The sequence below is a fragment of the Pseudomonas sp. CFII64 genome (genome assembly GCF_000416235.1).
In the GTDB taxonomy this organism is placed as follows: domain Bacteria; phylum Pseudomonadota; class Gammaproteobacteria; order Pseudomonadales; family Pseudomonadaceae; genus Aquipseudomonas.
This window is the reverse complement of record NZ_ATLO01000032.1, coordinates 88,087-101,007: the sequence shown is the minus strand read 5'-3', so window position 1 is coordinate 101,007 and position 12,921 is coordinate 88,087. Positions and strand designations below refer to the sequence as shown.

At 59.6% G+C, this 12,921-nt stretch carries 10 protein-coding genes; 5 read left to right on the top strand and 5 right to left on the bottom strand.

Annotated elements, in window-relative coordinates; all coding sequences use genetic code 11:
• Window positions 1-9 precede the first annotated feature (9 nt).
• Entirely contained in the window at window positions 10-975 is a 966-nt protein-coding gene (locus CFII64_RS15035; RefSeq protein ID WP_020291650.1) for a GTP-binding protein, read from the top strand.
• A gap of 28 nt (window positions 976-1,003) precedes the next feature.
• Here CFII64_RS15035 and CFII64_RS15030 read toward each other — a convergent pair whose 3' ends face one another.
• Window positions 1,004-1,396, bottom strand: a complete 393-nt coding sequence (locus tag CFII64_RS15030) for a DUF3301 domain-containing protein (RefSeq protein ID WP_020291649.1) — start codon at window positions 1,394-1,396, stop codon at window positions 1,004-1,006.
• A gap of 114 nt (window positions 1,397-1,510) precedes the next feature.
• Here CFII64_RS15030 and pdxY point away from each other — a divergent pair, with 114 nt between their 5' ends.
• Window positions 1,511-2,377, top strand: a complete 867-nt coding sequence (gene pdxY, locus CFII64_RS15025) for a pyridoxal kinase PdxY (protein WP_020291648.1) — start codon at window positions 1,511-1,513, stop codon at window positions 2,375-2,377.
• Window positions 2,378-2,442: 65 nt separating this feature from the next.
• Here the strand turns inward: pdxY and CFII64_RS15020 are convergent, their stop codons facing one another.
• The gene (locus tag CFII64_RS15020) at window positions 2,443-2,928 is read right to left on the bottom strand and encodes an acyl-CoA thioesterase (protein WP_020291647.1); all 486 of its coding nucleotides are present in this window, start codon (window positions 2,926-2,928) and stop codon (window positions 2,443-2,445) included.
• A gap of 299 nt (window positions 2,929-3,227) precedes the next feature.
• Here CFII64_RS15020 and CFII64_RS15015 point away from each other — a divergent pair, with 299 nt between their 5' ends.
• A complete protein-coding gene (locus tag CFII64_RS15015) occupies window positions 3,228-4,991 on the top strand; it encodes a cation:proton antiporter (RefSeq protein ID WP_020291646.1) in 1,764 nt (587 codons plus the stop codon).
• A 38-nt stretch (window positions 4,992-5,029) separates the two neighbouring features.
• Here the strand turns inward: CFII64_RS15015 and CFII64_RS15010 are convergent, their stop codons facing one another.
• The 3 genes from CFII64_RS15010 to uvrD all read right to left on the bottom strand — a co-directional run bounded on the left by CFII64_RS15010 (window position 5,030) and on the right by uvrD (window position 8,881).
• Complete coding sequence (locus CFII64_RS15010; protein ID WP_020291645.1) at window positions 5,030-5,437, bottom strand: SMI1/KNR4 family protein; 408 nt, start codon at window positions 5,435-5,437, stop codon at window positions 5,030-5,032.
• A 134-nt stretch (window positions 5,438-5,571) separates the two neighbouring features.
• Window positions 5,572-6,429 carry a Tim44 domain-containing protein gene (locus CFII64_RS15005; protein ID WP_020291644.1) on the bottom strand — a complete coding sequence of 286 codons (858 nt, stop codon included), beginning with the start codon at window positions 6,427-6,429 and terminating at the stop codon, window positions 5,572-5,574.
• A 268-nt stretch (window positions 6,430-6,697) separates the two neighbouring features.
• Window positions 6,698-8,881, bottom strand: coding sequence for a DNA helicase II (gene uvrD, locus CFII64_RS15000; RefSeq protein ID WP_020291643.1), 2,184 nt, complete (start codon window positions 8,879-8,881; stop codon window positions 6,698-6,700).
• A gap of 242 nt (window positions 8,882-9,123) precedes the next feature.
• Here uvrD and CFII64_RS14995 point away from each other — a divergent pair, with 242 nt between their 5' ends.
• Both CFII64_RS14995 and hexR read left to right on the top strand, forming a co-directional pair.
• Window positions 9,124-11,631, top strand: a complete 2,508-nt coding sequence (locus tag CFII64_RS14995) for a bifunctional diguanylate cyclase/phosphodiesterase (protein ID WP_020291642.1) — start codon at window positions 9,124-9,126, stop codon at window positions 11,629-11,631.
• 152 nt (window positions 11,632-11,783) lie between these two features.
• Window positions 11,784-12,650 (top strand): transcriptional regulator HexR, encoded by an 867-nt coding sequence (gene hexR / locus CFII64_RS14990; protein ID WP_020291641.1) that lies wholly within the window; start codon window positions 11,784-11,786, stop codon window positions 12,648-12,650.
• Window positions 12,651-12,921: the final 271 nt, after the last annotated feature.

Here is a 12,921-nt window from a genome sequence, read left to right as displayed (position 1 = left end):
AGCGACCACATGCTGCAAAACATCCCGACCCACGTCATCAGCGGCCCTCTGGGCGCCGGCAAAACCAGCCTGATCAAACATCTGCTGGCGCAAAAGCCGGCACATGAACGCTGGGCGATCCTGATCAATGAGTTCGGTCAGATCGGGCTGGATGCCGCGCTATTGGCCACGGCCGCAGATGGTATCTCACTTGGCGAAGTGGCTGGTGGCTGCCTTTGCTGTGTGAACGGCGCGCCATTCCAGATTGGCTTGGGTCGTTTGCTGCGTAAATCCAGGCCGGATCGGTTGTTGATCGAGCCTTCCGGTCTCGGCCACCCGGCGCAATTGCTCAAGCAGTTGCGTGATGCGCCGTGGCAAGGCGTGCTGGACGTGCAGCCGAGCGTGATGGTGCTTGATTCGGTGTCATTGGCGAAAGGCCAGGCGCTGCCGCCCAGCCAGCAGGACGCTATGGCGGACACGGGTTTGCTGGTGCTGAATAAATCCGCGCAATTGAGTGAAACCGAGCGCCAGCGCATCGTCGAGGCATTGCCAAGTCGAACGATGTTCTGGACTGAACAGGGCGCGCTACCGCTTTCAGAGCTGCCCGGCCTTGATCAGCCTGGGGCTGTGGATAACTCCGTTGTGGATAAGCTGCCAAACAGCGTGGCCCAGATGCCGGCGATCTGGAGCGATCCATCCCGGCCAATCTGCCTTAGCCAAAGCCAGACAGAAGGCTGGAGCATCGGCTGGCGCTGGCATCCCAGTCAGCGCTTTGACCTGACTCGCCTTCAACAGTGGCTGGAAAACCTGGCGTGGCGGCGGGCGAAACTGGTTATCCACAGCCCGGCTGGCTGGTTTTCAGCCAATAGCCTGGAAGGCGCCGCGGTTGAGTGGAACGTCAGCGAATGGCGCAAGGATTCACGCCTGGAGTTGATCTTCAGCGAGGCTCAGGACGAGGCCCGATTGCAGGCGCAGTTAGCGACGTGCTTGCTCTAGCTCAAGTTATCCACAGCGCGTTCGTGCGTTACTGCTTCCACTTGTTGTGTTCCTGACGCCACTCACTCAATTGAATGATTTGCGCTGATGGCGGCGGGGTTTTGATTTCGAACGGGTAGGGCGCCAGCTCGATCTGCGCACTGTGGGCGCCAAACATGGTGATGGTCCCGGGATGGCGATGCTCGCCCGTTACCGTGAACTCGAAGTTGTAGACCCGCGCCAGGCGCTTGCGGCCTTGGGCATCGCGGGCGAAGGTCAGACGGCGTAATGCGACATTGCCGTCCAGCAATTCCAGTTCCAGCCGCGCGCAATGTTGCTTGACCCGCTCCAGCGCACGTTCGCGCAAGCCATGGGAATGCCACAACCAGGCAGCGCCGGTTGCAAACAGCATCAAGACGAACATGTTTCCCAGGGTCAGCATGAAAAGGGCGCTCCAACGAAGAGTCTCCAGCTTAACCGTCTCTAATGATTTCCAGCCATACTGCGCGACTTAAATTTCTTATTACTGCATTTGCATCGTGTTCAGGATCTTGTCATGAAACGTACACCCCATTTGCTCGCCATTCAGTCCCATGTTGTATTCGGCCATGCTGGCAACGGCGCTGCCGTGTTTCCGATGCAGCGCGTCGGGGTCAATGTCTGGCCGCTCAACACGGTGCAATTCTCCAATCACACGCAATACGGGCAATGGACTGGCGAAGTGCTGGCGCCGCAGCAGATTCCCGCGTTGATCGACGGCATTGCGGCCATCGGCGAGCTGGGCAATTGCGATGCGGTGCTTTCGGGTTATCTGGGCAGCGCGGCGCAGGGCCGGGCGATTCTCACTGGTGTGGCGCGGATCAAGGCGGCCAACCCCAAGGCGTTGTACCTGTGCGACCCGGTGATGGGCCACCCGGAGAAGGGGTGCATCGTGCCGGCCGAAGTCAGTGACTTTCTCCTGGAGGAAGCGGCGGCGGTGGCGGATTTCATGTGCCCCAACCAGTTGGAACTGGACAGCTTCTCTGGCCGCAAGCCCGAATCGCTGCTCGATTGCCTGAGCATGGCCCGGGCTTTATTGGCGCGCGGGCCGAAAGCCATTGTCGTCAAACACCTGGATTACCCCGGCAAGGCCGCTGACGGCTTTGAGATGTTGCTGGTGACTGCCGATGCCAGTTGGCACCTGCGCCGCCCGCTGCTGGCCTTTCCGCGCCAGCCAGTGGGGGTGGGCGATCTGACCTCCGGGCTGTTTCTGGCGCGCATCCTGTTGGGTGACGCGCCGGTGGCTGCTTTCGAATTCGCCGCAGCGGCGGTTCATGAAGTGCTGCTGGAAACCCAGGCCTGCGGCAGTTACGAACTGGAACTGGTGCGCGCCCAGGACCGAATCGCGCATCCGCGTGTAAAGTTCGAGGCGGTGCGGTTGTAATACCTGCGTAGGACCGGCTTTAGCCGGGAGAGCGTTCTCCCGGCTAAAGCCGGTGCTACCAAGGTTTACAGCGTTTCGTCCTTGATTTCCTGGTAGCGCTTTTCCAGCTCCTGACGAATCTGCCGGCGCTGCTGGGCCTGGATGTAGCGGCGTTTGCCGTCCAGGCTCTCCGGTTCCAGCGGCGGAACGCTGGCCGGTTTGCGCTGGTCGTCCACCGCGACCATGGTGAAGAAGCAGCTGTTGGTGTGGCGCACCGAGCGCTCGCGGATGTTCTCCGTCACCACTTTGATGCCGACTTCCATCGACGTATTGCCGGTGTAGTTGACTGACGCCAGGAACGTCACCAGCTCGCCCACATGAATCGGCTCGCGGAAAATCACCTGATCCACCGACAAAGTCACGACGTAGCGGCCCGCATAGCGGCTGGCGCAGGCGTAGGCGACTTCGTCGAGGTATTTCAGAAGGGTGCCGCCGTGCACGTTGCCAGAGAAATTGGCCATGTCCGGGGTCATCAATACAGTCATCGACAGCTGGGCGTTTCCGGGTTCCATAGCGTTCTCACGATCAAGGCGGGTTCAGAGGTGTGCACCTTATGGCGGTGCTTTCGGGCTGTCAGTCAACAAAGAGCTGATCAACAAAGAACAGTTATCGGGACGCTTGCTGGCTCAGGGCCGTCACGCGTTGAAGGCGATCTGTTTCCATATATTGCACCGGCTTTCGCAATGAATGTGCGGTGTTAACCTGCAAAAGCCCGTGGAGCGGGTTAATTCCTACATATTCATCAGCATTTTCAGCGTAACTGCCTGGCATTAGCGGGCTTGCGCTGTGTATTAATCAAGGAGCCGGAACCATGCATGCCATCAGTTTTATTCAGGATTTGGCAGTGATCATGCTGGTGGCCGGCGTCGTGACGATCGTCTTTCATCGCCTGAAGCAGCCGGTGGTCCTTGGGTATATCGTCGCCGGATTCATCATCGGCCCGCACACGCCGCCGGTCGGGCTCATCCATGACGAGCAGACCATCAAGACCCTCGCCGAGCTGGGGGTGATCTTCCTGATGTTCTGTCTGGGCCTCGAATTCAGCCTGCGCAAGCTGTTCAAGGTCGGTGCCACGGCGTTTATCGCCGCATTCCTCGAAATAACCCTGATGATCTGGATCGGCTACGAAATCGGCCAGTTCTTCGGCTGGAATTCCATGGATTCGCTGTTCCTCGGCGCGATCCTGGCGATTTCCTCGACCACCATCATCGTCAAGGCGCTCAATGACCTGAAGATGAAAAACCAGCACTTTGCCCAGCTGATTTTCGGCGTGCTCATCGTCGAAGACATTCTGGGTATTGGCATCATCGCGCTGCTGTCGGGGATTGCGGTGAGCGGCACGGTCAGCTCCGGAGAGGTCTTTTCCACAGTCGGCAAACTGTCGCTGTTCATGATCGTCGCGTTGGTCATCGGCATTCTGCTGGTGCCGCGATTGCTGGCCTACGTCGCTAAATTCGAAAGCAACGAAATGCTGTTGATCACTGTTCTGGGCCTGTGCTTTGGCTTCTGCCTGCTGGTGGTCAAGCTGGAATACAGCATGGTTCTCGGCGCGTTCCTGATCGGGGCGATCATGGCTGAATCCCGACAGTTGCTGAAAATAGAACGCCTGATCGAACCGATTCGCGACATGTTCAGTGCAATATTCTTCGTCGCCATTGGTTTGATGATCGATCCGCTGATCCTGCTGGATTACGCCTGGCCCATCGCTGTAATCACTGTCGCTGTGGTGCTGGGCAAAATGATTTCCTGCGGGCTTGGTGCGTTTATCGCAGGCAATGACGGCAAAACCTCACTGCGGGTCGGGATGGGGCTTTCGCAGATTGGCGAATTTTCCTTCATCATCGCCGCCTTGGGCATGACCTTGCAGGTCACCAGTGACTTCCTTTATCCGGTCGCGGTGGCGGTGTCGGCGATTACCACGCTGCTGACGCCTTATCTGATTCGCGGCGCAGATCCGCTGTCGCACAAGCTGGCCGGGATCGTGCCGCAGCGCATGGCTCGGGTGTTCGGTATGTATGGCGAATGGCTGCGCAGTATTCAGCCACAAGGTGAAGGCGCGTTGCTGGCGTCGATGATCCGCAAGATCCTGCTGCAAGTCGGGATCAATCTGGCATTGGTCATGGCGATTTTCTTCAGCGGCGGTTACTTCGCCGAGCGCATCGGTGGCTACATGAGCGAATGGATCGCCGATGAGAGCCTGCAGAAAGCCTGGATTTGCGGCGCAGCCTTGTTGCTGTCGCTGCCGTTCCTGATCGCCGCGTATCGCAAGCTCAAGGCGCTGTCGATGCTGCTGGCGGAAATGGGCGTCAAGCCGGAGATGGCCGGCCGCCACACGGCGCGGGTGCGCAAGGTGATCGCCGAGGTGATCCCGTTGTTGTCGTTACTGGTGATTTTCCTGCTGTTGGCGGCCTTGTCGGCGAGCATTCTGCCGACCAGCGAACTGCTGATGTTGATCGCAGTCATCGCGGCGATTGTTGCCGCCGTCGCCTGGCGTTGGTTCATCCGCGTGCATACGCGGATGCAGATCGCGTTGCTGGAAACCCTGGGTAATCATCAGGAACCGTCCGAGCATTAGGATTGCCCTGGCTCGGCCGGCTCCCGACTGACGGGGAATCAGCTTTCCAGCCAGACGTCCCGCGCCCAGTGCCAGACCGACTCCCAGCTTTCTTCGGTGACCAGCTCTTCTTCGCCGGACCACAGCACTACAGTGCCGTCCTCTTCGACGCAGTAGTAATCTTCGCCATCCTGACAGATCGGGATCAGCTCGCGTGGCACGCCGATGTCCCACGCGTTCGCGGCAACTTCGGGCAAGTACGTGTGCGATTGCGGATCGGTGATCGTCACCGGCTCAAGGCTGCCGTACACCACATCGCTGACCGTCAACAGAAACTCCTTGAAGACGAACGGGATGTTGATGAACAGCTGTTCCTCGACTTCTACCAGCTGGTCTTCGTCGGGCAATTCAAGCGGAACCGGGACTGGTTCGTTCGCTTCACGTAATTGTTCAATGACTTCTTCCACGGCCTGGCTCCTCTAAACTGATGGCGCGGGTTATACAGTAGCCTAAAGCCTTTCTCAAAATAACTATTCGAACGGATAAGACAAAACCCCGGACAAGTCCGGGGTTCTGGATGCAGCTTTCATGACGCAGCGGATCAGCCGTTCTGGCGGATACCGGCAACCAGCCAAGGCTGATTGTCGCCTTGAGGGCGTTCCATGTTCCAGCTTTCGCTGAACACTTCGCCCTGGTCAAAGCGCGAAGTCTTGGAGACGCCGCTGAACGTCAGGGTCGCGATGGTCTTGTCTGCGCGATCATCCAGGCCGTCGAGTTGCACGGTCAGGTTGTCGATGAACGTCGACTGGAAACCTTCGCCCAGATCAGCACGTTCTTTTTTCAGGAACTCCAGCATTTGCGGGGTCACGAACTCGGAGATCTTGTCCATCTCGTTGGCATCCCAATGCTGTTGCAGCGACTGGAAGTGGCTACGAGCGGCTTCGAGGAAGCGGGTTTCGTTGAACCATGCGGGTGCGTTGATCACTGGCGCTGCGGCTGCTGCGGAAGAACCGCCACCGAAGATCGAGTTCTGCGCAGGCTGTTCAACACTTTCACGCTGAAACGCAGCCGGACCGGCAGCAGTGGCCATTTGCGGGCCTTGTTGCTTGCGACGACGGGCCGCGATGAAGCGGAAGATCAGGAAGGCAATGACCGCCATGATCAGGATGTCGAAGATTTGCATCCCCTGGAAGCCGTCGCCCATGAACATGGAGGCGAGCAGGCCGCCAGCAGCGATACCGGCCAACGGGCCGAGCCAGCGCGAAGCACCGCTTGCAGCAGGTGCAGGACGACCGGCGGCGTTAGGCGCAGCGGCAGGGGTGGCAGGAGCAGTTTGGCGCGCTTGGTGAGTCGGCGCCGAGCCCATGCTCTTGCCGCCACCGAAACGCGCGGCACTGGCGTCAAGGCTCATGGTGAGCCCGATGCACAGCGCCAGAGCGATGCTTAGAAAACGTTGCATAAGGGTATTCCCGTTTTATGGATTGCACGCGCGCCATATTGCATAGGGCATAGGTGTATAGCTAGTGGCCAAATGTTTCCGGCTTTTGCGTAAGAGCCCGAAGACCCTATAAAGGTTGGTCTGTAGGGCTTCGGTAAAAGTTCTGTAGGACACCGCCGTTTGGCGTAGTCATCTATATGGCGATGACTGGAGCGACATTCAAGCTGAGGCGGCTTGCGATTACCCGTAGGACCGGCTGAAGCCGGTCCTACGGGTCTTCGCAACCTGTTCAAATCGCTTCCAGCTTCGCATACCCCATCATCAGCCACTTGCTGCCTTCCTCGAAGTTCACCTGCACCCGCGCCTGGGCGCCGGCGCCTTCGAAGTTGAGGATCACGCCTTCGCCAAACACGGCGTGCTGCACGCGCTGGCCCAGGCTGAACGCGGTTTCCGGGATTCCATGGCCGTTGAACAGGCTGCTGGTGCTGACCTTTTGCGTACCACCAAAAGGCCGACTGACGCTATTGGACAGGCGCACTTCCTGAATCAGCAATGGCGGAATCTCACGTACGAAACGCGAGACCTTGTTGTAGGTTTCACTGCCATACAAACGGCGGGTTTCGGCGTAAGTCATCACCAGCTGTTGCATGGCGCGGGTGATGCCGACATAAGCCAGACGACGCTCTTCTTCAAGACGGCCCGGTTCTTCCAGGCTCATCTTGTGCGGGAACAGGCCCTCTTCCATGCCCACCAGGAACACGTAAGGGAATTCCAGGCCTTTGGCACTGTGCAAAGTCATCAACTGAATGCTGTCTTCGTGTTCTTCAGCCTGGGTGTCGCCCGACTCCAGCGACGCATGACCCAGGAACGCCGCCAGTGGCGTCAGCTCCGCGTCCTCTTCAGCGCTCTCGAAGTTGCGTGCGGCGCTGACCAGTTCCTCAAGGTTTTCTACCCGAGCCTGGCCTTTTTCGCCTTTCTCTTCCTTGTGATAGTTGATCAGGCCGGACTGCTCGATGACGGTTTGCGTCATCAGGTGCAGCGGCATGTCCATGACCTTGGCCGCGAGATTCTCGATCAGCTCGACGAACAGGCCCAAGGCGCCGGCAGCACGCCCGGTCAGGCCTTTATTGGCGATCAGCTGGCGCGTGGCTTCCCACATGGACACATCGGCGTGGCGCGCATGCTGACGAATGGCTTCGACGGTTTTTTCGCCGATGCCGCGCGCTGGCACGTTGATCACCCGCTCAAGGGCCGCATCGTTGCCACGGCCTTCCAGCAAACGCAGGTAGGCCATGGCGTTCTTGATTTCGGCGCGTTCGAAGAAGCGCTGGCCGCCATAAATGCGATACGGAATCCGCTCGCGCAGCAACGCTTCTTCAAGCACCCGCGACTGGGCGTTGGAGCGGTAGAGAATCGCGATGTCGCTGCGCGCCAGACCGGTCTTGAGCGCGCTTTCAATGGTTTCCACCACATAGCGGGCTTCATCGTGTTCGTTGAAGGCGGCATACAGATTGATCAGCTCGCCATCGCCGACATCCGTCCACAGCTCTTTGCCCAGACGGCCGCTGTTATTGATGATCAGGCCGTTGGCCGCCTTGAGGATGCTGGCGGTGGAGCGATAGTTCTGTTCCAGGCGGATGACTTCGGTGTCAGGAAAATCATCGGAATACTGGTGAATATTCTCGATTTTCGCGCCGCGCCAGCCGTAGATCGACTGGTCGTCATCGCCCACCACCATCAGGCTGTCGCCCCCCTGGGCGAGCAGGCGCAACCAGGCGTACTGCACGGCGTTGGTGTCCTGGAATTCGTCCACCAGCACGTGGCGGAAGCGCCGCTGGTAGTGGGCGAGCAGGCCGGGATTGTCGCGCCACAGGTCGAGGGCGCGCAGCAGCAATTCGGAAAAGTCGATGACCCCGGCGCGCTGGCAGGCGACTTCGTAGGCTTCGTAGATCGACTTCATGGTTGCCAGGAACAGATCGCCGCTGGCCTGAATGTGTTTCGGGCGCAGGCCCTCGTCTTTCTGGCCATTGATAAACCACTGGGCCTGTTTGACCGGCCAGCGCTGCTCGTCCAGACCCAGCTCGCGGATCACCCGCTTGACCAGTCGGGTCTGATCATCGCTGTCCAGAATCTGGAACGTCTGCGCCAGCCCGGCTTCCTGCCAGTGCGCCCGCAGCAGGCGGTGCGCCAGGCCGTGGAAGGTGCCGACCCACATGCCCGCCGGGTTGATCCCCATCAGCTGCTCGATGCGATGGCGCATCTCCGCAGCCGCCTTGTTGGTGAACGTCACCGACAGGATGGAGTGGGGCGAGGCTTGCTCGACCTGGATCAACCAGGCGATGCGGTGCACCAGCACACGGGTTTTGCCGGAACCAGCGCCGGCCAGGACCAACTGACGACCCACGGAGGCAGCTACGGCCTGGCGTTGGGCATCGTTGAGGGAATTAAGCAGAAGGGAGAGGTCATCGCGCATCGGCGCATTCTAGGGTGCCAAGCGAAACCGGGCAAACCATGCTTTGCACCAGGCGATAAACGCGGGGTTCCGGACGACTGGCAAGTCAGGAGCTACAAGCGTGCGTCGCGGCCGAAAAACGAGGGCATACGACCAAAGTCACTGACTAACCGCCATTTATATGAGCTCGGACAGTTTGGTCCGTGACAACCCTTGTGTATGCTCCGTGCACGCTCAAGGCCCTATCATTATAAGAATCTGCCATGACATTCAGCTCCAGTGCCGAGGACGCGACAGCTGCTGACCGGCGCAACATTTCCAAGCAGTTCGCCACCCAGCTGGCGGTCGAGCGCACACGCCTGCTGTACCAGGGTTCGCTATTGCCGACGCTGTTCATGTTTATCAATGGACTGGTCTGCGCCTGGCTGCTGTGGAGTCCGCAACGCTATCTGTTGGTGGGCATCTGGCTCGGCTGGCTTTCGGCGTTGATTTGCCTGCGGGTCATTCAGGCAACCGCTTTTCGCAGTGCATCTGCCGAGCGCCAGGCGCAGCCGATCTGGGGCCGAATGTTCCTGCTCGGGGCTGGGGCCAGCGGGCTGACCCTGGCCAGTGCCGCGCTGGTGTTGGTGCCTGCGGAAAACTTCCAGCAGCAAGCCTGGGTGTTTGGCCTGATCGGCGCGGCGACGCTGTCTGCCAGCATCGCTTACGCCGCAAGCATCACAGCATTCCTGACCTTCACCTTGCCGTGCCTGCTGCCGCCGATCATTTACCTGTTCTGGGGTGGCGACGTGCCGTTGCGCGGTTGGGGCTGGCTCGGTTTGATCCTGTTGTTCGCCCTGATCGTGGTCGCCTGGCAGGTCAATCGGCTGATCCAGCGCGGTTTGATCCGCCGCTTCCAGAATCAGGCCCTGATCGACAACCTGCAGCAAGCGCAAGCCACAAGCGACCAGCTCAATCAGGAACTGGCCCGGGAAATCGAGCAGCGCCGCAATGCCGAGCGCGATTTGCGTGATGCGCAGGCGGGCCTCGAAGAACGTGTAGCGCTACGCACGCTTGAGCTGGAAGAGGCCAACCAGACGCTCAGCCAAAGCCCGCCGCGCTTGGCCGCGACGGTATTTGAAGCCGCCAGCGAAGGCATTGTGATCTTCGACCCGGAGTACAACATTGTTACCGTCAATCAGGCGTTCAGTCGGGTCAGCGGCTATCAGCCGGAAGATCTGGTCGGACGTAAAGTGACTGAAATTGCCAGCAGTCGCGATGCGCGGCGGCATTTTGCTGCCATTCATCAGGCCCTGGAGCAGACCGGCTGCTGGCAGGGTGAACTGGTGGAAACCCGCAAGAACGGCGAGCTCTATCCGCAATGGCTGCAGCTGAGCGTCGTGCGCGATGGTGCAGGCAAGATGAGCCATATCGTCGGCTTCTTCGCCGATCTTTCCGCGCGCCGCGAATCCGAAGAGCGCATGCGCTATCTCACCCACTTTGATGAACTGACCGGGCTGGCCAATCGCTCGCTGTTCACCGAACGCCTGCGCGAAGCCAACAAGCGCGTGCGCCAGGGCGGGAGAAGCCTGGCGCTGCTGCACATCAATCTGGACCGCTTCAAGCTGCTCAATGACAGCCTCGGGCATGAAGTCGCCGACCAGTTGCTCAAGCAGGTGGCGCGACGTCTGACCAGCGCGCTGCCGGAAGCCGACACCATCGCCCGATTGTCCGGCGACGAATTTGCCGTGTTATTCGATGCCTACGCCAACCTGTCCAGCCTGGCGCGGGTCACCAGCCGACTGCTGGCCAAGCTGCGCATGCCGATTGCGGTGGGCGGGCATGAACTGGTGGTCAGCGCATCGGTGGGTATCAGCCTGCTGCCCGATTCGGCCCGGGAAATCCCGGCGCTGGTCAGTCAGGCCAACATGGCGATGCAACACGCCAAGCATCTGGGGGGCAACAATTTCCAGTTTTACACCGAAAGCCTGCAAGCCAGCACGCTGGAGCGTTTACAGCTGGAAATTCAGCTGCGCAAGGCCATCGAAGAGCAGCAACTGGAGGTTTTCTATCAGCCCAAGCTGTGTCTGGCCAGCGGTCGGCTGGATGCGGTCGAGGCGTTGGTGCGCTGGCGGCATCCGGTCATGGGCATGGTGCCGCCGGGGGATTTTATCGGGCTGGCCGAAGAGACGGGTTTGATCGGTGCCATCGGTGAATTCGTGCTGCGCGAATCCTGTCGCCAGGCCTGCGAATGGCAGCGTCAGGGGCTCGCACCGATTCGCGTGTCGGTCAACCTGTCGGTGCATCAGCTGCGGCAGGGCAAGCTGGTCAGTCTGGTGCGTCAGGTTCTCGAAGAAACCGGTCTGGCGCCGCAATGGCTGGAGCTTGAGCTGACCGAAAGCCAGTTGCTGGACAGCGTCGAACACATCATTGCGACCTTTCAGCAGCTGCGTGAACTGGGCGTAAAACTCGCCATCGACGATTTCGGCACCGGCTATTCTTCCCTGAGCTACCTCAAACGCTTCCCGGTGGACTACGTAAAAATCGATCAGGCCTTTATTCGCGGCCTTGGCGAAGGTACTGAAGACGCGGCGATCACCCGCGCGATCATCGCCATGGCCCACAGCCTCGGGCTGAAAGTCGTGGCCGAAGGTGTCGAGAACCAGACACAGCTGGATTTCCTCAAGGCCAACGCATGCGACGAAGTGCAGGGTTATTTGATCAGTCGGCCGATTGAAGCGGGGGCGTTGGCGGGGGTTTTGGAGGAATACGCCGCCAGAGACGGCAACTGAGGTAGGAAGAGGCCTACATGATTGCTGGATAGGTCATTCAATCACTGGTGTGAGACCGGGCGAGCTCGTTTAACTGGGCGTCCCGCAGGTCATGTAGTATAACTACAAGAAAGCTACATCCCGGCCAACGCACCTTTATCGAGTCTGCCCCCTTGAATCTGCTGCACCACATTGCCCAGTCACGCCACCTGCTACGTAAATCGGAACTCAAGGTCGCCGATCACGTGCTGCTTGACCCTGCCGCTGTGATGCACAGTTCCATGGCCGATCTGGCGCACAGCGTTGGTATCAGCGAACCGACCATCGTGCGTTTTTGCCGCGCCATCGGTTGCACCGGCTTTCAGGATTTGAAGCTTAAGCTGGCCCAGAGTCTGGCGGCGGGGGCGAGTTTTGGTCAGTTCGCGATTCATGAAGACGATTCGGTCGCCGACTACAGCCTGAAGATTTTCGACACCACGCTGCACACCTTGATGGAAGTGCGCGAGAACCTCGACCCCCATGCCTTGCAACTGGCGGTCAGCGCCATGGCAGCGGCCAAGCGGGTGGAGTTCTACGGCTTTGGCGCGTCCGGCGCGGTGGCGGCGGATGCCCAGCACAAGTTCTTCCGCCTGTTGCTCAGCGCTGCGGCTTATTCCGATCCACACATGCAGGCCATGTCGGCCGTGACCTTGAAGCCTACGGACGTTGCGGTGTGCATCTCGCAATCCGGTCGCTCCAAGGATCTGCTGATTACCGCGAATCTGGTTCGCGAAAGCGGTGCGACCTTGATTACCTTGTGCCCGAGCCAGACGCCATTGGCCGAGCTGTCGTCGGTCAACCTGGCCATCGACGTGCATGAAGACACGGAAATCTACACCCCGCTGACCTCGCGTATCGCTCACCTGGTGGTGATCGACGTGTTGGCGATGGGCGTTGCCATGGCGCGCGGCCCAAGCCTGGTCAACCACCTGAAAAGCGTTAAACGCAGCCTGCGCAGCCTTCGTTTATCACCCAAGTCGGTCAAATCCCACGAGGATTGATCACACGGAATCTGTAGTCGTTCGGGCCTTTTCGAGGACAAGTCCTCTCCCACAGGGCGCGTTGCCTCGGTGGGAGAGGACTTGTCCTCGATAGCAGTGGCTCTGGCAGTGCGCCGGACCAGGCGGATTGCGGTGGGCCGGGCTGGCGATTCGGGGACAAGTCCCCTCCTACCGGTTGTGCGTGAATTGGGTAGGACCGGACTTGTCCGGGAAAATGCTTTCATCGTTTTGTCACCATTGCCGCCCATTCTGTATTCCCACACACGCATTG

Excerpts from the sequence above, each read along its gene's own strand:
- CFII64_RS15035 (WP_020291650.1), top strand. The coding sequence starts at position 10 with ATGCTGCAAAACATCCCGACCCACGTCATCAGCGGCCCTCTGGGCGCC.
- CFII64_RS15030 (WP_020291649.1), bottom strand. The coding sequence starts at position 1,396 with ATGCTGACCCTGGGAAACATGTTCGTCTTGATGCTGTTTGCAACCGGC.
- pdxY (WP_020291648.1), top strand. The coding sequence starts at position 1,511 with ATGAAACGTACACCCCATTTGCTCGCCATTCAGTCCCATGTTGTATTC.
- CFII64_RS15020 (WP_020291647.1), bottom strand. The coding sequence starts at position 2,928 with ATGGAACCCGGAAACGCCCAGCTGTCGATGACTGTATTGATGACCCCG.
- CFII64_RS15015 (WP_020291646.1), top strand. The coding sequence starts at position 3,228 with ATGCATGCCATCAGTTTTATTCAGGATTTGGCAGTGATCATGCTGGTG.
- CFII64_RS15005 (WP_020291644.1), bottom strand. The coding sequence starts at position 6,429 with ATGCAACGTTTTCTAAGCATCGCTCTGGCGCTGTGCATCGGGCTCACC.
- uvrD (WP_020291643.1), bottom strand. The coding sequence starts at position 8,881 with ATGCGCGATGACCTCTCCCTTCTGCTTAATTCCCTCAACGATGCCCAA.
- CFII64_RS14995 (WP_020291642.1), top strand. The coding sequence starts at position 9,124 with ATGACATTCAGCTCCAGTGCCGAGGACGCGACAGCTGCTGACCGGCGC.